General features: G+C 60.6%; 15 protein-coding genes. 8 read left to right on the plus strand and 7 right to left on the minus strand.

Going from position 1 to position 23,751, the window contains the following annotated elements; genetic code table 11:
- The first annotated feature begins 6 nt into the window (after positions 1 to 6).
- Positions 7 to 1,020 (plus strand): aspartate-semialdehyde dehydrogenase, encoded by a 1,014-nt coding sequence (locus ABVS03_RS00850; protein ID WP_368017620.1) that lies wholly within the window; start codon positions 7 to 9, stop codon positions 1,018 to 1,020.
- Positions 1,021 to 1,108: 88 nt separating this feature from the next.
- Here the strand turns inward: ABVS03_RS00850 and ABVS03_RS00855 are convergent, their stop codons facing one another.
- Complete coding sequence (locus tag ABVS03_RS00855; RefSeq protein WP_330971123.1) at positions 1,109 to 1,480, minus strand: YegP family protein; 372 nt, start codon at positions 1,478 to 1,480, stop codon at positions 1,109 to 1,111.
- Between the two features lie 116 nt (positions 1,481 to 1,596).
- On the minus strand, positions 1,597 to 3,144 hold the full coding sequence (locus ABVS03_RS00860; protein WP_368017621.1) for a L,D-transpeptidase: 1,548 nt from the start codon (positions 3,142 to 3,144) through the stop codon (positions 1,597 to 1,599).
- Positions 3,145 to 3,251: 107 nt separating this feature from the next.
- On the opposite strand from ABVS03_RS00860, the gene ABVS03_RS00865 reads away from it, so the two are divergent.
- On the plus strand, positions 3,252 to 4,088 hold the full coding sequence (locus ABVS03_RS00865) for a TrmH family RNA methyltransferase (RefSeq protein ID WP_368017622.1): 837 nt from the start codon (positions 3,252 to 3,254) through the stop codon (positions 4,086 to 4,088).
- A gap of 86 nt (positions 4,089 to 4,174) precedes the next feature.
- On the opposite strand, the gene ftsH is transcribed toward ABVS03_RS00865, so the two are convergent.
- Both ftsH and ABVS03_RS00875 read right to left on the minus strand, forming a co-directional pair.
- Positions 4,175 to 6,076: an ATP-dependent zinc metalloprotease FtsH gene (gene ftsH, locus ABVS03_RS00870; RefSeq protein WP_368017623.1), complete on the minus strand. Its 1,902-nt coding sequence runs from the start codon at positions 6,074 to 6,076 to the stop codon at positions 4,175 to 4,177.
- Positions 6,077 to 6,198: 122 nt separating this feature from the next.
- Positions 6,199 to 8,100 carry a fructose-1,6-bisphosphatase gene (locus ABVS03_RS00875; RefSeq protein WP_368017624.1) on the minus strand — a complete coding sequence of 634 codons (1,902 nt, stop codon included), beginning with the start codon at positions 8,098 to 8,100 and terminating at the stop codon, positions 6,199 to 6,201.
- Positions 8,101 to 8,649: 549 nt separating this feature from the next.
- Here ABVS03_RS00875 and ileS point away from each other — a divergent pair.
- The 5 genes from ileS (at position 8,650) to ABVS03_RS00900 (ending at position 16,023) form a co-directional block, all read left to right on the plus strand.
- Positions 8,650 to 11,466: an isoleucine--tRNA ligase gene (ileS, locus tag ABVS03_RS00880; RefSeq protein ID WP_368017625.1), complete on the plus strand. Its 2,817-nt coding sequence runs from the start codon at positions 8,650 to 8,652 to the stop codon at positions 11,464 to 11,466.
- Positions 11,467 to 11,534: 68 nt separating this feature from the next.
- The gene (gene lspA / locus ABVS03_RS00885) at positions 11,535 to 12,020 is read left to right on the plus strand and encodes a signal peptidase II (protein WP_368017626.1); all 486 of its coding nucleotides are present in this window, start codon (positions 11,535 to 11,537) and stop codon (positions 12,018 to 12,020) included.
- Complete coding sequence (locus ABVS03_RS00890; protein WP_330971116.1) at positions 12,013 to 13,035, plus strand: RluA family pseudouridine synthase; 1,023 nt, start codon at positions 12,013 to 12,015, stop codon at positions 13,033 to 13,035. The genes lspA and ABVS03_RS00890 overlap by 8 nt, the downstream gene beginning before the upstream one ends.
- A gap of 51 nt (positions 13,036 to 13,086) precedes the next feature.
- On the plus strand, positions 13,087 to 14,370 hold the full coding sequence (locus ABVS03_RS00895) for a glycosyltransferase family 2 protein (protein WP_330971163.1): 1,284 nt from the start codon (positions 13,087 to 13,089) through the stop codon (positions 14,368 to 14,370).
- A gap of 138 nt (positions 14,371 to 14,508) precedes the next feature.
- Complete coding sequence (locus ABVS03_RS00900; RefSeq protein ID WP_368017627.1) at positions 14,509 to 16,023, plus strand: IMP dehydrogenase; 1,515 nt, start codon at positions 14,509 to 14,511, stop codon at positions 16,021 to 16,023.
- Positions 16,024 to 16,148: 125 nt separating this feature from the next.
- Here the strand turns inward: ABVS03_RS00900 and ABVS03_RS00905 are convergent, their stop codons facing one another.
- A complete protein-coding gene (locus ABVS03_RS00905) occupies positions 16,149 to 18,980 on the minus strand; it encodes a molybdopterin-dependent oxidoreductase (protein ID WP_368017628.1) in 2,832 nt (943 codons plus the stop codon).
- Positions 18,977 to 19,807 carry an FAD binding domain-containing protein gene (locus ABVS03_RS00910; protein ID WP_368017629.1) on the minus strand — a complete coding sequence of 277 codons (831 nt, stop codon included), beginning with the start codon at positions 19,805 to 19,807 and terminating at the stop codon, positions 18,977 to 18,979. The genes ABVS03_RS00905 and ABVS03_RS00910 overlap by 4 nt, the downstream gene beginning before the upstream one ends.
- A 207-nt stretch (positions 19,808 to 20,014) precedes the next feature.
- Between ABVS03_RS00910 and leuS the strand changes: the two genes are divergently transcribed.
- On the plus strand, positions 20,015 to 22,585 hold the full coding sequence (gene leuS / locus ABVS03_RS00915) for a leucine--tRNA ligase (RefSeq protein ID WP_368017630.1): 2,571 nt from the start codon (positions 20,015 to 20,017) through the stop codon (positions 22,583 to 22,585).
- A 96-nt stretch (positions 22,586 to 22,681) separates the two neighbouring features.
- Here the strand turns inward: leuS and ABVS03_RS00920 are convergent, their stop codons facing one another.
- Positions 22,682 to 23,626, minus strand: a complete 945-nt coding sequence (locus ABVS03_RS00920; RefSeq protein ID WP_304137739.1) for a LysR family transcriptional regulator — start codon at positions 23,624 to 23,626, stop codon at positions 22,682 to 22,684.
- Positions 23,627 to 23,751: the final 125 nt, after the last annotated feature.

The raw sequence follows: 23,751 nt of genomic DNA on the forward strand, positions 1-23,751 counted from the left end.
AGAACCATGGCAGGAAAGCGCGTAGCTATCCTCGGCGCCACGGGCGTCGTCGGAACCCAGATGAGGCAGTGCCTCGAAGAGCGCAACTTCCCGGTAAGCGAGCTGGTGCCGCTTGCCAGCGCGAAGAGCGCCGGCAAGACCTTGACGTTCAAAGGCGAGGAGGTCGAGGTCAAGGAAGCAAAGCCTGAGGCCTTTGACGGCATCGATATCGTCCTCGGTGCAGCAGGAGACGGCATTGCCAAGGCACTTCTGCCCGAGGCGGCAGCACGTGGTGCGGTCTGCGTCGACAACTCGCATGCCTTCCGTCTCGATCCGGATGTGCCGCTGGTCGTTCCTGAAATCAATCCGGAAGACATCCAGAACCATCCCCGCAACATCATTGCGAATCCCAACTGCGCAACGATCATCGGCCTTGTGCCGACCTATCCGCTCCACAAGGCGGCAGGCCTGAAGCGCATGATTGTCTCTACCTACCAGGCAGCATCCGGCGCTGGCATGCCGGGCCTCACAGAGCTCACACGCGAGCTCAAGGTGCTCGCCGAGGGTGGCGAGGTAGGGGATACAAGCCCCTTCGCCTACCAGCTTGCCATGAACCTGATTCCGCAGATTGGCAGCTTCAAGGACGAGGGCTACACGTCCGAGGAGTGGAAGATGCAGAACGAAGGCAGGAAGATCATGCACCTGCCGGAGGTCCGCGTGAACTGCACCTGCGTCCGCGTCCCCATCATGCGCTCCCACTCCGAGTCCATCACGCTCGAGTTCGAGAACCCGCTCTCGCCGGATGAGGCACGCGAGATCCTTTCCACGGCTCCCGGCGTCAAGGTCGTCGATGACCCTGCGAACCTGCGCTACCCGATGCCGCTCGATACCTCCGACCAGGACCTCGTCTTCGTCGGCAGGATCCGCCGCGACCTCTCCGCTGCAGATGGCGTCAACGGCCTCACGTTCTTCTGCTGCGGCGACCAGATCCGCAAGGGCGCTGCAACGAACGCCGTCCAGATTGCCGAGTACCTCGTCTAGAACAGCATTCATAGACACAAAGAAGCCCTCCCATGCTCTGGCGTGGGAGGGCTTTCATGTATATGAGTTCACGTCTTTCGGCTGATGTCTACATATCGTCAGCAGCGATGGAGGAATCGCATTCATTGCGCATGCGCTCTATGCGCCGAAGGAGGCTCTCCTTTTTCTCGTAGCTGTGCGACTGGAAGATGTCGCCGTTGTCCTTCGTGAAGAAGCGGAAGAAGTAGTTGCCCGAGAGCGTCTCGTAGATGCGGTACTTCGGTGCCGGCTCGCGCTTGAAGGCATCGACGGTCGAATCCTCGACAGCAGCAGCCGGTGCATCCTCGCGCACGGCATCGATGCCGGCAAGGCACTCCTCGCGCGACGGGAAGACAAGAGACGTGCCCAGGATGTGGCCATTGCTGGAGCACAGGTTGAAGAGGTAGCGGCCATCCTTCTCGTTCAGAACATACTGGCCCATGGAGGCTCCTTTCGCTCGGGTGCGGATAGTGCCATAAATCTTGCAGCAGATATGGATGAATGCATCCCTTAGAGCGGCAAATGGCAGACCGTCCTGTGCGAACGGAGAAAGAGGCTCTACTCGTGCACGACCACGACGTCGCCGACATGCACGAGATCGTAGAGCTCGTTGGCCGCATCGAGCGGCAGGTTCACGCAGCCGTGGCTGCCTTCTGTCTTGTAGATGTCGCCGCCAAACTCGGTTCTCCACGTTGCATCATGGAGGCCCCAGACCGTGCTGATGAAGCCCATCCAGTTGTATACGAAGTTTTCGGAGGCATCCTCGCCCGTGAGCGTGATGGAGTTCATCATGTTCTGGATCGTGAAGACGCCCTGAGGTGTGTCATTGCCGGCAGCGACATTGCCGGTCACGACATCGGATTCCCAGAGCACCTGTCCTGCATCCACGAGCACGGCATGCTGGTTCGTGATGTCCACGTCGATGTAGCGGTCTCCCCAGTCAGCCGCACCGGCTTCCGTGAAGCCATCTGCCTCCTGTGTGACGTGGATATCGATTGTCGCAGTGTCCTTTGCCATGGCGGCGGCATAGGCCTCTTGAGCGAAGCTCTCAGCATCCACAAGCTGGCCATAGGTGCTTTCCGACTCGGGGTTCGTGTTGCAGGAGACAGTCTTCGTCTCGCCTGCATAGTTCGTGAATGTACGCGTGGTCCCCACGGTATCGAAATTGTCCTCTGCCCACTTCTCGATGGCATCCTGCGTCAGCTGCGGCATGAAGGAATCATCGAGTTCGATCCAGTCAGCGACGACGTTGTCGGAAGGCGTCGCTACGGTCGTGCCGTCGAGCGTGATCGTGAGCTGGGCGCCCATGAGGGAGTTGGCGGCAGGGATGGCAGTGGCGAGGCGCTCATCGGTCGAGAGGACCTCTGGCGCGATATAGGCAGCATCGTTCAGCTTGCAGGAGCTTGCCAGATGCTGGAAAGATGTCCGCACGGCGTTCTCGACGATGTCCTCGTGAAGCTGGGTGCCCCTCGTCTCAGAAGCGACGACAAAGGTTGACTGGCTTGCGTCGTAGGCAAGATGAGCATCCTCAGAGGGCGTGGCTGTCTCGTTCACGTTCTCGACGGCCGTGCTCACGGCATCCGAGAGGGCTTCCTCGTCGAGCGTGACGGCATCAGACGGAAGCACGATATCAGTCTTCGCGAAGAGGGAACGCACAGCTGCGACAGGCCACACGAAGCCGTTCTGGGCCTTGAGGAGCTCGGAAGCAGCCTTGTCTGCATCGTAAGCAAAGCCTGCACTATCGCCCGAGACCGTGAAGCTCTCAGTGCCATCCGCATCGGTGACGGTGACCGAGAAGCCATCAGACGCATCCCTGAGGGTGGCAGAGATCTTGGAGGAGCCTGCGAATGCAATGTCTCTGCCTGCTGCCGTGGTGCCAGGAAGGGCATGGCTCAGGAAGAAGACGGAGCCAACAAGATAGATGGCAGCGAGGACAGCGATGATGATGGGAGCCTTCGAGGCCTTCCTGCGCCTCTGCTTCCTCTGTTCTGGACGCTCCTGCCTGGGCGCCTTGTGCCTTGCCTCATGCTTCGGGGTGCTCTGCCCATCCTGTGCGGTCGATATATGCGCTGCGCTGCGGGCAGGCCTTCTCGTATCGCTTTCCATATGTCTGGACACTGCTCTTCGACTCTCTTTCCTGTCTTGGGTTCCGGAGATGCTATCGTAGCAGCATTGGAAGGCGTACGGCAGAGCTCAAACGAAAGGTCCAGAACGTGAAGCCAGAATTGATCGAAGACCTCGAAGATCCAAGGCTCGACCCGTATCTGAGGCTCACGAACCATCAGCTGAGATGCGAGCTCGAGCCGGAACGTGCCCTTCTCATCTGCGAGTCCCAGATCGCTATCGAGGTAGCGCTCAAGGAAGGCGTGCGTCCGATCTCGCTTCTGGCAGACGAATCGCAGGTCGGAAGCATTTCATCCCTTCTGGCTGTCTGGCCAGACGATGTGCCGGTGCTTCTCCTTCCGCATAACATGTCGGAGAAGGTCATAGGATATAGGCTCAACCGTGGTGTCCTCGCTGCGATGAAGCGCCCGCAGCTGCCTTCCGCAGAAGGGCTTCTGGAGCGCCTCTGCGCAGAGAAGGAGCGCGTGCGCCTCGCGGTGCTCGAAGGGCTCGTCGATGTCTCGAATGTGGGGGCGCTCTTCCGCTCTGCCGCGGCGCTCGACGTGGACGGCGTGATCGTGGCACCTAGCTGTGCCGATCCCTGGAACAGGCGGTCTGTGAGGGTATCCATGGGAACGATCTTCCAGGTGCCGTGGGCAAAGGCGGAGGACAGATGGCCTGGGGACTTCTTCGCACTCCTGGAACGCAAGGGCTTCGCATCGGTGGCATTGGCGCTCACGGATGATGCGGTGCCGCTTTCGGATCCGGCCCTGAAGGAACCTCTCCATGAGGCGCTCTTCTTCGGCTCTGAAGGCTATGGACTCTCCGATGAGGTGCTCTCGCGCTGCGACAGGCACGCTATCATCCCGATGAGCCACGGCGTCGATTCGCTCAATGTGGCAGCAAGCTCGGCAGTCACGTTCTGGGAGCTCTGCGCCAGGCGCTAGGGGAGAGCGCAAAGAGAATAGCTTGACATGAAAAAGCGGGAGGCACTGGTGAGTGCCTCCCGCTTGCTTGCGGCAGAGCAGATGTCCTACTGCTGGGCCGGGGCCTGTGCAGGGCGCGGAGCGAAGCCGTCATCGCGCGTGAACATTGCCATGAACTCCTCGCCCGTGATGGTCTCCTTCTTCTGGAGATAGCGGGCAATCTCATGGAGCTTGAAGCGGTGGTCCTGGAGCGTCTTGAGGGCGGTCTGGTGGCCCTCCTCGACAATCTTCTGGATCATCTCGTCGACCTTTTCGGCCGTGCCTTCGGAGCAGGTGAGCTCAGATCCGCCGCCGAGGTAGCGGTTCCTCTGCTGGCCCAGGGCGACCATGCCGAGCTCTTCGGTCATGCCGTACTGCGTGACCATGGCGCGGGCGATCTGCGTCGCCTTCTCGATATCGTTCGAGGCACCGTTCGTGGCTTCGCCGAAGATGAGCTCCTCAGCAGCGCGGCCGCCGCAGAGGACAGCGATCTGCTCTTCCATGTCCTTCTTCGTGGACAGGAAATGCTCGTTCTCGTCGACCTGCATCGTATAGCCGAGAGCGCCCGACGTGCGCGGCACGATCGTGATCTTCTGGACCGGAGCATCGGAGCGCTGGGTGGCGGCGACGATAGCGTGGCCGACCTCGTGGTAGGAGACGACCTGCTTCTCATGCTCGGAGAGCACCGTCGACTTGCGCTTCTCGCCGGCGATTACGACCTCGACGGACTCCTGGATGTCTTCCTGGGAGACGCGCTTCCTGCCCATGCGGACTGCGCGAAGGGCTGCCTCATTGATGATGTTGGCAAGATCAGCGCCGGAAGCGCCTGGGGTCGAGCGGGCAATGACATCGAGGTCGATGCCCGGCTCCATCTTCACGTCGTTCGCGTGGAGCTGAAGGATTGCCTTCCTGCCGGCAAGATCGGGGAGCTCGACGGGGATGCGGCGGTCGAAGCGGCCTGGGCGCAGCAGTGCCGGGTCGAGCGTCTCGGGCCTGTTCGTGGCGGCAAGCACGACGATGCCCTTGTGGTTGTCAAAGCCATCCATCTCGGAGAGGAGCTGGTTCAGTGTCTGCTCGCGCTCGTCGTTGGAGTTGATCGAGGTGTCGCGCCTCTTGCCGACAGCATCGATCTCATCGATGAAGACGATGCAGGGAGCCTTCTTGTTCGCTTCCTTGAAGAGGTCGCGGACCTTTGCGGCACCACGGCCGACGAACATCTCGACGAACTCGGAGCCGGAGATCTGGAAGAACGTGACGCCGGCCTCGCCTGCGACAGCACGTGCGAGGAGGGTCTTGCCTGTGCCCGGAGGGCCGACAAGCAGGGCGCCACGGGGGCAGCGTGCACCGATCTCGTTGTACTTCTCAGGGTGCTGCAGGAAGTTCACGATCTCCTGCAGGGATTCCTTTGCCTCGTCCTGGCCTGCGACATCCTTGAAGGTCGTGTGGACCTCTTCGCCCTTGACCTCCTTGGCAGAGGACTTGCCGAGGCCGCCTCCTCCAAGGCCGCCAAAGCCCGATCCGCCCGAGAAGTCCATCGTGTCGCCCATCTGCTTGCGCATGCGGCGGTTGATGAGCCAGCCCAAGAAGAACACGATTGCAAGCGGCAGGATGTAGCTCAGGAGCATATAGTAGAGCAGGTTCTGGTTCTCGTTCGGGATGGATGCCGACATGTCGACTTTGTGCTCGGTGAGCCTGTCCACGAGTCCGTCATCGTTCGGGAATGCGGTCGTCGAATAGGTCTTCTCGACACCCGAGGAGTCCTTTGCCTTGAACGTGATCTCGTTCGTGCTGGTATCCAGGTCGACCTTGGAGACCTGGTTGTCATCGACCATCTCGAGGAACGTGCTGTAGCTTACATCCGTCACCTGCTGGTACATGGTGGGGTTGAAGTACGAGTTCAGGCCGAAGATCAGCGCGATAGCGACGATCAGGTACAAGATCATCGACTGTCGTTGCTTCTTGTTGTCCATCGTCTTCTCCTTGCGGGCGCCTGAGCACCCATTTCCAACTGCATTGACAGAACATGTACCCTAAGGCCGGAAATAGAGACACACATCTCCGAATTCTGGAGAGAATGCGGCAAATCGTCCCGTCAGTGTGCGGCGTGCTCCACAAGTAGGCCGCATCGGTAGGCATCGAGAAGCGCCCTGAGATCTGCTATCTGCTGCCGGATCTCAGCGCCGGTGTCCGTGTCGCCGATCAGGAGCGGCCTCTCCTCATACTCGAACTTGTCGGTATCGGAGACGATGTCCTCGTTGAGGTCGAGCACATCATGGATGGAGCTGAAGGGGCGGTGCGCCTTGATGCGCATGCCTGTGGCCTCGGCGATGAGCGTGTATCCTGCAATGCCTGTCGTGTGGTGGTAGGCGCGGCAGAAGCCGCCGTCGATCACGAGGACCTTGCCGTCTGCGCGGATGGGGCTCTCGCCCGCCGAGGCGTGCACCGGCGTGTGCCCGTTCACGATGTGGCAGTGCGGTCCTGTGAGGCCGAACTCGGCAAGCACGCGGTCTGCGATCTCGGGCTTGCTCACGAGCGCATAGTAGGGGTCTCTCGGCTCCTTCCAGGTAGTCTGATCCTTCACATAGGTGCGCTCGAAGGTCCTGACCTCGCGGCCCGAGAGCGGCGAGAAGCGGCCGCACCAGAGATACCACATCCAGTCGAGCGAGAGCTGGTCATGCTGGTGCCAGGCGGTCCTTGCGACACGCTCTGCATAGTCAAGGTAGGCCTTGCCTGCATAGAGCGTATCCCCGTGCTTCACGGGATTGAAGGAGCCATCCTGCTTCATCGGCAGACAGGCATGGAAGAGGACATTCCTGTTGTGCACGAGATACATGGATCCATGGTCATAGAGGAAGCCGATGTCGCGCTGCAGGCGCTCCGATGAGCGTGCACTCTCGACGAGATGGGCCATGACCTTGGACTCCTCGACGCTCAGCTGATAGGGGTGCTCGGAATCGACGGTCGGGAAGTCGGACGTCGCGAGCTCATATTCCTTGTCTCCGATGCGCACACAGCCGCGCTCCTTGTCGATGTTGCCGAGAAGGAGACGTCCTTCCATCTGCCAGTTCGGATGACGCTGGATCGTCTGGCCTTCGAGCTTGAACATGATGACGGAAATGGCCTTCTCGAAGGGGGAGAGCACGTCGTCCTTCTGGTAGGTGCGTTCGGCGAAGAGGGCAAGCTCCCTCAGGCTTATCCCATAGGAGTTCTCGAGGATGGCAAGAGCGTCGTAGTGGATGTTGTTGCGGATGATGGCGGCAAGACAGACGGGAGACCCTGCTGCTGCCCCCATCCAGAGGATATCGTGGTTTCCCCACTGGATGTCGACCGAGTGGTAGCGCATGAGGCGCTCGATGATGAGCTCGGCGTGAGGGCCACGGTCATAGATGTCTCCGACCACATGGAGCGTGTCGACCGCGAGGCGCTTGATCAAGGAGGCAAGAGAGCAGATGAAGTCGTCAGCAGACCCCGTGTCGATGATCGAGGTGATGATGCGCTCGTGGTAGACCTGGCGCACCTTGCGCTCGTCCGGCGTGAAGTGAAGGAGTTCGTCGATGATGTAGGCATAGGCGACGGGCATCGCCTTCCTGACCTTCGAGCGCGTGTAGGAGCCCGAAAGGTAGCGTGCCAGACGCACGAGGCGTGTAAGGGAGATGGCATACCATTCCTCGGTCGCGCGCCCCTCCTCCTTCATGCGGCGGAGCTTCTCCTGCGGATAATAGATGAGGGTGCAGAGGTCCTGCTGCTCGCTTGTCGTGAGCTCCAGAGAGAACGTCGAGCGCACCCTTTCGCGGATGACGCCCGAGCAGTTGTTGAGGATATGCTCGAAGGCCTCGTACTCTCCGTGGATGTCGGAGACGAAGTGCTCGGTTGCCTTCGGCAGGTTGAGGATGGCTTCGAGATTGATGATTTCGGTGAATGCCGTCTGGGCGGTCGGGAACTTCTCTGAGAGAAGCTCGAGATAGCGCCTGTCGGCCGGTTCTGGTTCGCCCATGCTCTGCTTTCTTCTTGTCATATCTACATAGATGTGACCATACTGGCATACCAGATTGAGCAAGGATGCGACAAATCCATGAGCGGAAGGCATAAGAGCATATAAGAGCATATATAAGAGATGCGCCACGAGCGTTCCGGCAGCAATTGTTTCAGGGCGGCATCGTTTCTCTGTCCAGAATATATGAGCAGGTGCCTTCGGCGGCCGATGAGTGCTACTATGTGTCGCCAGAGGCAATGAAGAGGACGAGTACCTTCCAAGCACGGCCGCCAGAGAGCGGGGCTGCTGGAATCCCGTGACCGGAGCGGAAGGGAATATCACCTTGGAGCCGTGGCCCGAACGCAGAAGCCCTGCCAGTAGGCACCACCGGATTGGCCGCCGTCATAGGCCAGCCGAGTACGGCGGAGTTTCCGCTCGCTGGGTGGTCTACAAGCGAAGTGTGCCAAAAGCAGCGCTTCGTCCCAGCAAGAGGGACGGGGCGCTTTATTTATGCAAGGCGTCCTTTGGGAGGGAAAGCCCTAAAGCTTTCCGGAAAGCGAGGGTCTCAAGGTGGCTAACGAGTTCAAGAAGACGATGAACCTGCCGAAGACCGGGTTCCCCATGCGTGCAGGCCTTGCACAGCATGAGCCCAAACGTCTCGAGCAGTGGGAGCAGAACGATGTGTACGGCCTGCTTCTCAAGAAGAACGAAGGTCACGAGAAGTTCGTGCTGCATGACGGACCTCCGTATGCAAACGGCCCGATCCATCTGGGACATGCACAGAACAAGATCTCGAAGGACATCATCAACCGCTACTGGTCCATGCGCGGCTACCAGACGCCGTATGTTCCGGGCTGGGACTGCCACGGCCAGCCGATCGAGCACAAGGTCGAGGAGAAGCTCGGCACGGAGAAGTTCAACCAGCTCCCGACCGTCAAGATCCGCGAGATCTGCAACAAGATGGCTGTCGAGCAGGTCGACACGCAGCGCCAGGGCTTCAAGCGCCTCGGCGTCCTCGGCGAGTGGGCAAATCCGTATCTGACCTACACGCATGACTACGATGCGACCGACGTCGAGATCTTCAAAGCCATCTTCGACAAGGGCGCCATCTATCGTGGCAGGAAGCCGGTGCACTGGTGCATGCACTGCCATACGGCTCTCGCCGAGGCGGAGATCGAGTACAGCGACGAGGTGTCGCCGGCAATCTTCGTGCGCTTCGAGATGACGACAGTGCCGGAGGGACTCGAGGCCTACAAGGGAAATCTCTGGGTCGACATCTGGACGACGACGCCCTGGACCCTTCCTGCCGATGACGCCGTGATCCTCCATCCTGAAGCCGAGTACGTCGGCGTCGTCGTTGACGGACGCTGCGAGCTCATGGCAGAGGCGCTCGTCGAGAAGGACTGCGAGAAGTTCGGCTACAGCGACTACGAGCTTGCCCGCACCGCTGACGGCTCTGTCTGGAAGATGACGGGCACCGAGCTCTGCCACAATAAGTACAAGCAGCCGATCTTCGGCGACCAGGGCGTCGAGGGCGAGTTCATCTATGCTGACTACGTCACGCTCGAAGATGGTACCGGCATCGTCCACACCGCTCCCGGCCACGGCGTCGACGACTACAATGCCGGCATGCGCTTCAACATCCCGATCGTGATGCCGGTCGACGACGACGGCAACTTCTACAAGGGCGACGGCATGGGCACAGGCGGCCCCTGGTCCGGCATGAACGTGAACGATGCCAACCCGAAGATCATCGAGTGGCTCCAGGAGCGTGGCACCCTCATCCTTCATGAAGACATCACGCACTCCTATCCGCACTGCTGGCGCTGCAAGCAGCCGGTCATCTTCCGTGCCACGAGCCAGTGGTTCGTCTCCATGGACCAGACCGGCCTTCGCAAGGAGGCGCTCGACGCGCTCAGCCACGTCCGCTTCTATCCGGCCCATTCCATCAAGCGCATCGGCTCCATGGTCGAGCAGCGCCCGGACTGGTGCATCTCGCGCCAGAGGAACTGGGGCGTGCCCATCCCTGCCTACACCTGCCAGGACTGCGGCGAGACCGTGCTGAATGACGAGACGCTCGACAAGGTCATCGACCTCTTCCGTGCCAAGGGTTCCGATGCCTGGTTTACGGAGGATCCGAAGGACTACCTCGGCGATGCCTGCGTCTGCCCGAAGTGCGGCAGCCACAACCTCAAGGCGAACAAGGACATCCTCGATGTCTGGTGGGACTCTGGCGTCTCGCACACTGCTGTCTGCAAGCACCGTCCGTACCTCAAGTTCCCTGCCGACATGTACCTCGAGGGCTCCGACCAGCACCGCGGCTGGTTCATGAGCTCGCTCATGACAAGCGTGGGCGCCTACGGCGTAGCTCCCTACAAGTCTGTCGTCTCCCAGGGCTTCACGCTTGACGGCAAAGGGCGCAAGATGTCCAAGTCCCTCGGCAATGTCATCGACCCGAACAAGGTCTGCAACACACGCGGTGCCGATGTCCTGCGTCTCTGGGTGGCCTCTGTCGATACGTCGACCGATGTCCCCTGCGACGATACGATCCTGGACCACGTCGGCGATGCCTACCGCAAGATCAGGAACACGTTCAGGTTCCTCCTCGGCGAGCTCGAGGGCCAGTTCGAGCTTGATGCCGACGGACTTCCCTTCGAGGAGCTCACGGCCTACGACAAGCTGACACTTGCCCATATGTGCGAGGTCCACAAGGCTGTCGAGAAGGCGTATGGCGAGTATCGCTTCAACGTCGTCTACCGCAACCTCTACGACTACGTGACGGAGCTCTCGAACGGCTACCTGAACGCGACGAAGGACCGCATGTACTGCGGCGGCAGGGACTCGAAGGAGCGCAGGAGCGCACAGACGACCTGGGCATACATCCTCTCGATGCTCATCCACGACTTCCAGCCGATCCTTGCCTACACGACCGACGAGGCCATGGCATACCTGCCGAAGTCGCTCAAGGACGGCCAGACGTTCGCCGCCCTTCTCGACTGGTTCGAGAATCCGGTCGCAGACGAGGTCTTCGAGAAGTACCTGCCGGCCTACAACGCAATGACCGAGGCCAGGAGCGCCTTCACGAAGGCATACGAGGAGGCGCAGGCAGCAGGGACGATTTCCGAGAAGACGTCCCAGGCCGCTCGTGCCGAGCTCGTGCTGCCGCATGATCTGTATGAGCTCCTCGCTGGCGAGCTTGGCTGCGATCTCGCCGAGCCGTTCGTCTGCTCTGACGTGAAGCTCTCCGAGGGCGACGAGCTTGCCTGCACCGTGCTTCCGGCCGAGGGCGAGAAGTGCCCGCGCTGCTGGAACTGGCGCACGCTCGGCGCAGACGGCCTCTGCCCGCGCTGCCACGCAGCCGTCGAAGAGGCAAACGCACGCGCATAGCGATTCCGTGCAACAATAGGAGGCGGCCGTGCTTGGCATGGCCGCCTTTTCATGAAGAAGGAGGATGGATGGCAAAGGCAGGACGAAGGACAAGGATCACGCTCTTTCTGGCGATGGCGGCAGTGGCTGTCATCTTGGACCAGATTGTGAAGGCCTGGGTGAGGAGCACGCTCCCAAAGACAGGAGACACTGCCCCCTTCATTCCCGGCGTGCTGCGCCTTCTCCATGTGGAGAACACAGGCGCTGCCTTCTCGATGGGCGAGGGCAAGGGCTTCTTCTTCGTCGCAATAGCTGTCGCCATCTTCATCCTGGCTCTTCTCGCCGTCTGGAAGGAAGAGCTCTCGGTGCCGTTCGCACTCGCGCTTGGCGCTGTCGCAGGCGGCGGCATCGGCAACATGATCGACCGCCTCGTCCAGGGATCTGTCACAGACTTCTTCGCGACCCAGTTCATGGACTTTCCGGTCTTCAATGTCGCAGACATCTTCGTGACGCTGGGCGTCATCTGCGTTCTCATCTGCCTTATCCGTGAGGGAGGCGAGGACAGGCGTGGCTAGTGCACTCAGGACATTTCTCGTGGGGCCGGAAGGCGACGGCGAACGTCTCGACAGCTTTCTGGCATCTCAGGACAATATGCCGTCGAGGAGCGCCTGCGCCAAGCTCATCGAATCCGGTGCCGTCACGATCAACAGCACGCATGCCGACTCGAAGAGCGAGAAGGTATGCTTGGGCGACCGCATCCAGGCCGAAGTCGAAGAGCCGGAAGAGGTAGGCGGCCCTCTTGCCCCCAATCCCTATATACCGCTCGATATCCGCTTCGAGGACGAATATCTGATCGTGCTCTCGAAGCAGGCAGGCCTTGTCTGCCATCCGGCGCCAGGACACGTGGACGATACGCTTGCCAATGCGCTCGTCGCTCACTGCGGCTATGGACATCTCGGCATGCTCCAGGGAGAGGAGCGCCCCGGCATCGTGCACAGGCTCGACCGCGATACCTCGGGCCTCATGGTTGCTGCCAAGGATGACAGGACGCAGAAGGCGCTCCAGGACCTCATCCGCCTCCGTGTCCTCGACAGGCGCTATGTCGTGCTCGTGCATGGCTATGTAGCACCTGACGACGGCACGATCGTGACGGGCATTGCGAGGTCCACGAAGGACCGCCTGCGCATGGCGGTATCGGACGATCCGGGGGCACGCGAAGCGATCACGACGTTCAAGACGCTCGAGCGCTTCGAGGCGGGAAGGCGCGACGAAGGCTACAGCCTCCTCGAGTGCCATCTCTATACGGGACGCACGCACCAGATCCGTGTGCATATGCGCCATATCGGACACCCGGTTGTAGGAGATCCGCTCTACGGAAAGGGCAGCCTCCTTCAGAACAAGGGGCTCACACGGCAGTTCCTCCACTCCTGGCATATTCGCTTCGACCATCCATGTACTGGAGAGACCATAGAGTTGGCTGACAGACTGCCAGACGATCTTCTGAATGTATTAGAATCACTTCAAGGTACCTCGATGGGCCAGACCGAGCGGGGACGCGAGGTGTGCCCGGAGCTTGGCCTGTCCCTGTGAGAGCGCCCGACGTGCGCCTGAGGAAAGAGGGGTTGCTTCGTGGGATATACGATGATCAAGGCGGGCCTGACGCCCATCGTAATCTTCAACTTCATCATGCTGCTGTTCTTCACGCTGGCATACTTCTACCAGTTCGTCTATATCCTGCATGTGTGGAGACGCGGCGACGTGAAGATACCGCCTGCCAAGAAGCAGCACTGCTATGCCTTCGTGATTGCAGCCCACAACGAGGAGCCTGTCATCGGCAACCTCGTGCGCTCCATCCTCTCGCAGAACTATCCGCGTGAGCTCATGGACGTCTATGTCGTGGCAGATGCCTGCACGGACAACACGTACAAGGAAGCGCTCGATGCCGGTGCCATCACCTGGGAGCGCAATGACCTTGTGCGCAAGGGCAAGAGCTGGGTCCTCGACTATGCGTTCAACCGCATCCTCGACGAGACTGGCGACAAGTATGACGGCTTCTTCGTCTTCGACGCCGACAACATCGTCTCGCCTGACTATACGAAGATCATGAACGATGCCTTCGACCAGGGCTATCTGGTCCTCACGTCCTACCGCAACTCCAAGAACTTCGATTCCTCCTGGGTCTCTGCAGCCTATGCGCTCTGGTTCCTGCGCGAGGCGAAGTTCCTGAACAATGCCCGCATGGAGCTTGGCACCTCTGCTGCCATCTCGGGCTCTGGCTGGCTTGTCTCCTCGAGCATCATCCGCGGCATGCACGGCTGGGATTTCCACCTGCTCACGGAGGACATCCAGTTCTCGACGTTCTGCGCCGCGAACAACATCCAGATCGGCTACGCACCAGCAGAGTTCTTCGATGAGCAGCCGGTCACGTTCAAGGCATCCTGGATTCAGCGCATGCGCTGGACGAAGGGCTTCTACCAGGTCTTCTTCAGCTATGTGCGCGACCTTGCCCACGGCATCCGCAAGAAGCAGTTCGCTTCCTATGACCTGCTCATGACCATCGCTCCAGGCATGATCTTGACGCTCATCTCCGCGTTCGTGAATGCCGCCTATCTCGGCATCGGCGCGGCAAGCCATGGTTTTTTGGCAACGCAGGGCGAGCTCCTCATGTGTGTCGGCTCTCTTGTCATGACCTTCGGCTCCATGTATGTCGTGTTCTTCCTGCTCGCAATCATCACGACGGTCTCCGAGCGCAAGCACATCCATGCGCGCAAGAAGTGGCGCATCATCACGAACATCTTCACGTTCCCGCTGTTCATGATGACGTACATTCCGATCACGGTCGTAGCACTCTTCAAGAAGGTCGAGTGGGTGCCCACGAAGCATGACATTGCTGTCAACTTCCAGGATGTCATGAACGAAGGATAGGGGAGCTTATGCGGGGAATCGGGTTCTGCGCCCGATTCCCCGTTTTAGGTGAATGGATGCAAATAATAGGCAGATGGGTGCTACAATCCGTTCAACCAAAACGGACGTAGCGTTTCGAGCAGATGGAGGCAACGCTTCATGGCAACATTCTTCGAAGGAGAGTCCCACACTTTCTCTGAGTACCTGCTGGTGCCTGGCTATTCATCATCCGAGTGCATTCCGGACAATGTTTCCCTGAAGACACCGCTCGTGCGCTTCAAGCGTGGAGAAGAGCCTTCGATCACGCTCAACATCCCGATGGTGTCTGCAATAATGCAGGCTGTCTCCGGTCCGCGTCTGGCAATCGCGCTTGCCCAGCAGGGCGGCATGAGCTTCATCTATGGCTCACAGTCCGTGGAGGCCGAGGCTGCGATGGTCGCAGAGGTCAAGTCCTACAAGGCAGGCTTTGTCGAGTCCGACTCGACGCTCACGCCTGACATGACGCTCCAGCAGGTCATGGACCTGAAGGAAGAGACGGGCCACTCCTGCATGCCCGTCACGGATGACGGCACCGGCCACGGCAAGCTCCTCGGCATCGTCACGTCCCGTGACTACCGTCCTTCGCGCGACGACCGTGGCAAGCTTGTCCGCGACTTCATGACGCCGTTCGAAAAGCTCATCACCGCTCCCGACGACACGACGCTCAAGACCGCAAACGATATCATCTGGGAGCACAAGCTCAACCAGCTGCCGATTGTCGACAAGGATCAGCACCTCGTCTCCCTCGTCTTCCGCAAGGACTACGACTCCCACAAGTCGAACCCGAACGAGCTCCTCGACGCCCACAAGCGCTACATGGTCGGCGCCGGCATCAACACGCGCGACTATGCCGAGCGCGTCCCTGCCCTCATCGAGGCAGGCGCCGATGCGCTCTGCATCGACTCATCCGAGGGCTTCAGCGAGTGGCAGAAGCTCACGCTCGACTGGATTCGTGCCCACTACGGCGATTCCGTGAAGGTCGGCGCTGGCAACGTCGTCGATGCCGAAGGCTTCCGCTTCCTCGCGGACTGCGGCGCTGACTTCGTGAAGGTTGGCATCGGCGGAGGCTCCATCTGCATCACGCGCGAGCAGAAGGGCATCGGCCGTGGCCAGGCATCTGCTCTCATCGATGTCTGCCGTGCCCGTGACGAGTACTACAAGGAGACCGGCGTCTATGTGCCGGTGTGCTCTGACGGCGGCATCGTCTACGACTACCACATGACGCTTGCCCTTGCTATGGGTGCTGACTTCATGATGCTCGGCCGCTACTTCGCACGCTTCGACGAGTCCCCGACCCGCCGCGTGAATGTCAATGGCTCCTACATGAAGGAGTACTGGGGCGAGGGCTCTGCCCGTGCCCGCAACTGGCAGCGCTACGACCTCGGCGGCAAGAAGAAGGGCCTCTCCTTCGTCGAAGGCGTCGACTCCTATGTCCCGTACGCGGGCTCGCTCAAGGAGAACGTCGATGGCTCGCTCCTGAAGGTCCGCTCCACGATGTGCAACTGCGGTGCCCTCAACCTCAAAGAGCTTCGCGACAAGGCAAAGCTCACGCTTGTGAGCGCAACCTCGCTCGTCGAGGGCGGAGCACACGACGTCGTCTTGAAGGACCAGGATCCGAACGTGAACTTCCGCTAGGAGCGAAGACAAGATCTGCTCAGAGCCTCTGCTTTGTGCAGGGGCTCTTTTCATAGCAAGGCTGAGAAGAAGAGAGCGCCTCCCGGATGACCCGGAAGGCGCTCTGCCTGCGATATGAAAACTGCCTAGCCATCTTCGCCGAGCAGGACCTTCTCCGGCAGGATCGGAAGCGACCTCACGTAGCGGCCTGTCGCATGGGCGACGGCGCTTGCAATCGCCGGGGAGGGCGTATTGATGACGACCTCGCCGATGGACTTGGCACCGAAGGGGCCAGTCGGCTCATAGCTGGGCATGAACTCCACGCGCATGTCGGGTACATCGAGGCGCGAGGGGATCTTGTAGTGCATGAAGGAATCGGTGCGCATGTGACCGTGTGCATCGTAGACGACCTGCTCGGTCAGGGCCATGCCGATGCCCTGGACAAGGCCACCCTCTGCCTGCACACGGGCAAGCGGCACATTGATGACCGTGCCGCAGTCGACGACGGCAGCATAGTCGGTGAGCGTGACCTTGCCGGTTGCCTTGTCGACCTCCACTTCGGCGACGCCTGCCATGAAGGGAGGAGGCGACTGCGGCTGCGTGTTTGCGCCATGGCCGGAAAGATGGCCCTGGTTGAGACCGAAGCCGATGGCCCTGTTCGCAAGCTCCTTCACGCTCATCTGCTGCGTGCCGTCGGCGCTCGTGACGACGCCTTCCGAGAACGTGACCTCGTCGGGTGCGGCCTTCCACCAGGAAGCAGCCTGGGCGCAGATCTTTCTCTTGAGCTCCTCGGCTGCGCGGAGCACGGCACCACCCGAGGTATAGGTGCCGCTCGAGGCGTAGGCACCCGTATCGTACGGGGAGGTGTCGGTGTCCACGCCCTTTACCACGATATCGTCGACAGGGCACTCGAGTACCTCGGCGGCAATCTGTGCAAGGATCGTATCGGCTCCCGTGCCGACGTCGGTCGCACCGATATCGAGGATATAGAATCCGTCATCCTCGAGCGTGATGTCGGCATTCGCGATATCGACATTGCTGATGCCGGAGCCCTGCATCGTAAGCGCCAGGCCGATGCCACGGACACGGTCTCCGAGGTCTTCGCTCAAGGGTCTGTCCTTCCAGCCTGCCATCTCGAGCGCGCGTTTCAGGCACTCCACTGCCCGGCAGCTCCTGAGCGGCTCTTCGTTGAGCTGGTGGAGGTTCTGGCCTGCCGTGACGAGGTTCTTGAGGCGGATTTCGGCAGGGTCCATGCCGAGGGTATCTGCCATCTCGTTCACGGCAGACTCGACGGCAAAGCAGCCCTGTGTCGCGCCATAGCCACGGAAGGCGCCTCCCGGCATCGTGTCGGTGTAGCAGACGTTGTAGGCAAAGCGGCTCGGCACCTGGTTGTAGATGGGCAGGGTCTTTCCTGCCGCAAGTGTCACGGTCGTCGAGCCATGGTAGCCATAGGCACCGGCATTGGAGAGGACATGAAGATCTATTGCTGTGAGTGTGCCGTCACGCTTCGCACCGATTTTCACCGTGAGATACATCTCGTGGCGGGAGTTCGTGGCCGAGAGCGTCTCTTGGCGTGTCAGGATGCATTTGCAGGGGTGTCCGGTCTGTATGGCTGCAAAGGCAGCGTAGACCTCGCAGGAGCCTGACTGCTTCGCGCCGAAGCCGCCGCCGACGCGGGGCTTCACGACACGGATGCGGCTCTGGGGGATGCCCAAGGCTGTCGCCACCTGGCGGCGGATATGGAAGGGGACCTGCGTCGAGCTCACAATCGTGATGCGGCCGAAGGCATCGGTCGTTGCATAGCAGTGGAATGTCTCCATCATCGACTGTTCGGCTGCCTGCGTATGATAGGTATGCGCGAGCACGACATCGGCTGCTTCGAAGCCTGCATCCACATCGCCGTATTCATGGCCGCCTGTCGCGACGAGATTGCGCTTCGGGTCTCCGGTCTTGTCGCCGCCGAAGGCCCAGTCGTCCTCGTCGTGGATGATGCAGGGATTGTCGAGGGATTCGCAGACATCGAGCACGTAGGGCAGCTTCTCGTATTTCACCTTCACGGCGTGCATGGCAAGTTCTGCTGCGACCTCGTTCTCGGCGACGACGATAGCGACCTCATCTCCGATGTAGCGCACGGTGTCGTCCAGGATGCACGTGTCATAGGGACTCATCTCGAGGTAGCTCTGCCCTGCAAGCGTGAAGCGGTGATGAGGAACATCCTTCGAGGTATAGATGGCAACAACGCCCGGGATTGCAAGCGCTTTTTCCGTATCGACGGAAAGCACGCGGCCATGGGGGACAGAGGAGCGCACGAGACGCACGATGTAGGCATCATCCGGTGCAAGGTCGTCGGTATAGACGGGACGTCCTGCGAGGAGCGCCTCTGCATCCTTCTTCACGACGGCAGAGGAGAGCGTCTTTCCACGGTCTGGCGTCTCGATCTCGGCAGCGGCTTTGCGCACCTGCTCGACGGCCGCCTCTGCTTCGGCAGAGCCTTGGGAGATCTCTGCTCCTGCAGCGCGGTCACGGCCGAGGAAGCGCCTGATGGCACGCATCTGGGATGTGTAGCCTGTGCAGCGGCAGAGATTGTTTGCGAGGAAACTCCTCATCTCATGGTCGGTGGCATCAGGATTCGTGCGGTCGAGCGCAAGCACGGCCATCTCGAGGCCTGGGGCGCAGAAGCCGCACTGGTCTGCTCCTTCTGCAGCAAGGCACTCTGCAAGCTCCTTGCGCTCCCTGCCCATGCCTTCGAGCGTCAGCACATCATGGCCCGAGACGCGGGACATGATGAGGGCGCAGGAGAGTTCGGGCGAGCCGTCGACAAGCACGGTGCAGAGGCCGCAGTTCGTCGTCTCGCAGGCGCACTTCACGCTCTTGATTCCATGCTTCCTGAGCCAGGAGAGGAGCGTCTCGGCCGGGTCTGCCTTGGTCGTGACGGGGCGTCCATTGAGGGTGAAGGCAATCTCGATGCTTTCGCTCATCGTGCATCCTCTCTGATCTCAGAGGTTTCAGATGAAAGCGGATTAGCGGCTGCATGCTCGATGGCACGGCGTGCCAGCTTGCGCGCTGCCGCCTTTCTCCAGGAGGCAGAGCCACGCATATCGGATCCGAAGGGAAGTGCTGCGACAAGCTCTTCCACCCGGTCGAGCTCGTCATTCGATGGGTGCTCTGAGAGCGTGCAGGACGAGAGGTCCACAAGCTGTGCACGCTTCGGAAGCGATCCTACGGCGAGGCGCCAGGAGCCATCCTGCCAGACGGCGCAGACATTGAGGGCGCTGAAGTCCGTGGCAGAGAGCCTCACGCCTTCGAAGGCGGCGCGTGCCGGCGTATCGGATAGCGAAACCTCTGTGAGCACATCGTGCACGGTGCCCATGCGGGCAAACTCGGCAAGCGGCAACGTGCCAGCCTTTGCGAGCGTGACCTCGGCATCGAAGGGAAGAAGACAGCAGAGCACATCGGAGAAGCCCATGCGGGAAAAGACGGAGCCACCGACGGTTGCCTGGTTCCTGAACTGGGTACCGACAATGCCCTCCGTCGCCTCTGCAAAGGCGCCTGCGGTAAGGCGTGCAAATGCTTCGTCGGTGCGTGCACGCTCGATGCTCGCCATGGCACCGATATGGATCTTTCCGTCGACGTGCTTCACATAGTCAAGGCCCGCCGATGCAAGGTCGATCGCATAGGGGACGGTCCTGTCCTGGAGGCGGAGCCACATCATGCCACCGAGCACGGTGGCATGGGGATGTTCCTCAAGGAGCGCGAGCGCCTCTTCGGGCGAGCACGGACGCGCATATTCTTCAAAGCGGAGCAAGGATTGCCTTCCTCTCTCTGTGGCCAGACCCACTCATTGTGACGTTTATGGAGCCATTTCAGCAGTTCGCACGCTTTATACCACGAGGTATACATGCCCGTGTCGGCCTCGTGTCCATATGGGGACGAGATGTTTAAGCGCATGGAAATGCTGAGCCGTTATAATCAGAGTCCGTTACCTGCTTCCGCGTTAGAAGGAGCGCTCAGGATGAGTGACAGCACGAACGAGACGTCTGCCATCCCGGAGTACGATGCCCAGGCCATCGAGACCAAGTGGCAGCGCACCTGGGAGGAAGAGGATCTCTACAAGACGGATACCGATCCCGCCAAGCCGAAGAAGTATGTGCTCGAGATGTTCCCGTATCCTTCGGGAGACCTCCACATGGGCCATGCCAGGAACTATACGATCGGCGATGCAATGGCACGCCAGGCACGCATGCGCGGCTACGATGTGCTGCATCCGATGGGCTTCGATGCATTCGGCCTGCCGGCAGAGAATGCTGCCATCAAGCACCATACGCAGGCTGCAAAGTGGACATACCAGAACATCGCCCAGGCCGTGAAGACCATGAAGCGCATGGGCTTCTCCTACGACTATGACCGCATGTTCAACACCTGCGACCCCGAGTATTACCGCTGGGGCCAGTGGATGTTCATCCAGATGTGGAAGCGCGGCCTTGCCTACCGTGCGACGAGCCCGGTGAACTGGTGCCCGACGTGCAAGACGGTCCTGGCCAACGAGCAGGTCGTCGAGGGCCGCTGCTGGAGGTGCGGCTCCATCCCGGAGAAGCGCAACCTCTCCCAGTGGTACCTCAAGATCACCGATTACGCCCAAGAGCTCCTGGACGACCTCGACAAGCTGACTGGCTGGCCCGAGAACGTGAAGGCACAGCAGCGCAACTGGATCGGCCGCTCCGAGGGTGCAGAGATCGACTTCAAGCTCGCCGACACCGACGGCGTCACTCCGACGGACCGCACGATCACGGTCTTCACGACCCGTGCCGATACGCTCTTCGGCGTGTCGTTCATGGTGCTTCCGCCCGAGAGCGACCTTGCTGCAGAGCTCGTGGCTGGCACAGAGCATGAAGAAGAGTTCAAGGCGCTCAAGGCCGCAACGGAGAAGGTCTCTTCAGTCGACCGCCAGGGCACGGCGCGCGAGAAGCACGGCATCTTCACGGGCCGCTATGTGATCAACCCGATCAATGGCAAGCCGGCTCCCATCTGGGTTGCCGACTATGTCCTCATGGACTACGGCACCGGTGCCGTCATGGGCGTTCCCTGCGGCGACCAGCGCGACTTCGACTTCGCCCGCAAGTATGGCCTGCCGATCCCGCCGATCATTTGCGAGAAGGAAGATCCGCTCTACGACGAGCTCAAGGACCAGCGCGACCTCGTCGTCACGAACGTCGACTGGGATTCCGCGATGGCAGCAGAGGGCTACCTCGTGCAGTCCGGCGAGTTCACGGGCATGAAGGGCGGCAAGCACTCCGAAGCCGTCGATGATATCGTGTCCTGGCTCGAGGAGCACAACTGCGGCCGCACGAAGGTGCAGTACCGCCTGCGCGACTGGCTCATCAGCCGCCAGCGCTACTGGGGAAACCCCATACCGATGATCCACTGCGACGTCTGCGGCGACGTGCCTGTGCCAGAAGAGGACCTTCCTGTCAGGCTTCCTGAGAACCTCGACCTCGGTGCTGGCGAGACGCTTGCAGGGTATGCGCCGTTCTATGAGACGACCTGCCCGAAGTGCGGACGTCCGGCAAAGCGCATCACGGACACGATGGACACGTTCACGTGCTCGAGCTGGTACTACATGCGTTATACCGACCCCCACAACGACAAGGCGCCGTTCTCGAGCGAGGCCGTGGACCGCTGGATGCCGGTCGACAACTACATCGGCGGCATCGAGCACGCTATCCTTCACCTGCTCTATTCGCGCTTCTGGACGAAGGTCCTGCGCGACATGGGCCTCGTGAAATTCGACGAGCCGTTCACGAACCTGCTCTGCCAGGGCATGGTCAAGGATGCAAACGGCGAGACGATGTCGAAGTCGAAGGGCAATGTCGTTCCTCCTTCCTCTGTCATCGAGCCGTATGGCGCAGATACGATGCGTCTTGCCATCCTCTTCGTCGCTCCTCCCGAGAAGGACTTCTCCTGGGATGAGGAGGCAGTCGCAGGCTGCAACCGCTTCCTCAAGCGTGCCTGGAGGATTGTCTGGCAGCTCGTCGAGGGTGCCGATGCGAAGACAGCTGGCGCTGTCAATGTCAGCAAGCTCGACGAGGGCGGCAAGGAGCTCAACCGCGAGCTCAACCGTCTCGGCATCAAGTGCACGCAGGACTTCGACCGCACACAGTTCAACACGGCCATCTCTGCCATCATGGAGCTTGTGAATGCAGCATCGAAGTATGTGAACGCGCACCCCAATGGCACGGGCGATGCAGCGCTTGGCTGCGCCTGCGCTTCTGCGATTGTCCGCATGATGGCGCCGATCGCTCCGCACTGGTCCGAAGAGCTCTGGCATGCCGCGCTCGGCGAGACGGATTCCGTCTACAACGTTCCCTGGCCTGAGTTCGACGAGAAGCAGGCCCAGAGCCAGACCGTCTCGATCGCTGTCCAGGTCAAGGGCAAGGTCCGCGGCCACGCCGAGGTCGCTGCCGATGCATCGAAGGACGTGGTCGAGGAGGCGGCGAAGCAGGCTGTCGCCAGCTACCTCGAAGGCAAGACGATCAAGAAGGTCATCGTCGTTCCAGGCAAGCTCGTGAACATCGTCGCTATCTAGCCTGAGGGCTCAACGAGATTCGAGGAAGGGCTCCGCACTGAAAACGGTGCGGAGCCCTTCTGCTGTCTATGGAATGTTCCTGCCGGGATGCAGGCGCTAGCGCGTGCCGGCATCGTCTTCGAGGTAGGTGCACTCCGAGCTGTTTGTGCGGATGATCTCGCGCAGGCGCTCGATGTAGCGGGAGAGCAGGGCGCTCGGACGCCTTTCACGGTGGATCACATAGCCGACACGCATGGTAGGCGCTCCTGCGAGAGGGACCGAGGCGATGCCTGACTGCATCTCATCCGAGAGCACGCCTGTGGAGAGCGTATAGCCGTCGAAGTGGGTAAGAAGGCTCGTGAGCGTGCCGCGGTCGGAGTAGCGGATGGTCTTTCTGTGTGGAAGCTGTGAAAGCGGCTCTTCAGAATAATAGAAAGAGTTCTCCGTACCCTGCTCGAAGGAGTAGCGCGGATAGGGCTCGAGGTCTTCGGGCTGGATGAGGTCCTTCTCCGCCAGAGGATGCTGCTCGCCCACGAAGACGTGGACCGGCGCATCGAAGAGGGGATGGAAGTCGAGCCGTGCATCCTCGAATGCCTTCTCGAGGACCGGCCTATTGAAGCCATCGAGATAGAGGATGCCGATCTCGCTCCTGAAGTCGCGGACATCGGAGATGATCGCGCCTGTCGCGGTCTCGCGCATGACAAAGTCGTATTCGGGGCTTGAGCAGCTCTTCACGACGTCGACGAAGGCCTGCACGGAGAAGGCGTAATGCTGGGCAGATACGGCAAGGCGCTCCTGCGGGGCAGACCCCTGGATGAAGCGCTCCTCGAGCATGTCTGCCTGCTCAATGACCTGGCGGGCATAGCCCAGAAGCTCCGTGCCTTCCGCCGTGAGCTCGACGCCCCTGTTCGAGCGGGTGAAGATTTCGAAGCCGAACTCCTCTTCGAGGTCGCGCATCGCGCAGGAGACATTCGACTGGGCGGTATAGAGGTTTCTTGCCGCTGCATTGATGGAGCCGTGCTCGGCCACGGCGATGAGATAGCGGAGCTGCTGGAGAGTCATGGAGTTCCCTCTCAGAAAAATGTGCAGGTTTGACGATGGGTGACACTCGTATTAAACTACCACTGTCAAAGTTCAATCGTAGAGGAAGTGGGGTGGAGTTTTCGCCCCGCTTCCTTTGTTATGTA

The organism is Olsenella sp. AGMB03486 (genome assembly GCF_040884255.1).
GTDB classification, from domain to species: Bacteria; Actinomycetota; Coriobacteriia; order Coriobacteriales; family Atopobiaceae; genus Olsenella_L; species Olsenella_L kribbiana.

Excerpts from the sequence above, each read along its gene's own strand:
- ftsH (WP_368017623.1), bottom strand. The coding sequence starts at position 6,076 with ATGGACAACAAGAAGCAACGACAGTCGATGATCTTGTACCTGATCGTC.
- ABVS03_RS00895 (WP_330971163.1), top strand. The coding sequence starts at position 13,087 with ATGATCAAGGCGGGCCTGACGCCCATCGTAATCTTCAACTTCATCATG.
- ABVS03_RS00900 (WP_368017627.1), top strand. The coding sequence starts at position 14,509 with ATGGCAACATTCTTCGAAGGAGAGTCCCACACTTTCTCTGAGTACCTG.
- lspA (WP_368017626.1), top strand. The coding sequence starts at position 11,535 with ATGGCAAAGGCAGGACGAAGGACAAGGATCACGCTCTTTCTGGCGATG.
- ABVS03_RS00850 (WP_368017620.1), top strand. The coding sequence starts at position 7 with ATGGCAGGAAAGCGCGTAGCTATCCTCGGCGCCACGGGCGTCGTCGGA.
- ABVS03_RS00860 (WP_368017621.1), bottom strand. The coding sequence starts at position 3,144 with ATGGAAAGCGATACGAGAAGGCCTGCCCGCAGCGCAGCGCATATATCG.
- ABVS03_RS00905 (WP_368017628.1), bottom strand. The coding sequence starts at position 18,980 with ATGAGCGAAAGCATCGAGATTGCCTTCACCCTCAATGGACGCCCCGTC.
- ABVS03_RS00920 (WP_304137739.1), bottom strand. The coding sequence starts at position 23,626 with ATGACTCTCCAGCAGCTCCGCTATCTCATCGCCGTGGCCGAGCACGGC.
- ABVS03_RS00855 (WP_330971123.1), bottom strand. The coding sequence starts at position 1,480 with ATGGGCCAGTATGTTCTGAACGAGAAGGATGGCCGCTACCTCTTCAAC.
- leuS (WP_368017630.1), top strand. The coding sequence starts at position 20,015 with ATGAGTGACAGCACGAACGAGACGTCTGCCATCCCGGAGTACGATGCC.
- ABVS03_RS00875 (WP_368017624.1), bottom strand. The coding sequence starts at position 8,100 with ATGGGCGAACCAGAACCGGCCGACAGGCGCTATCTCGAGCTTCTCTCA.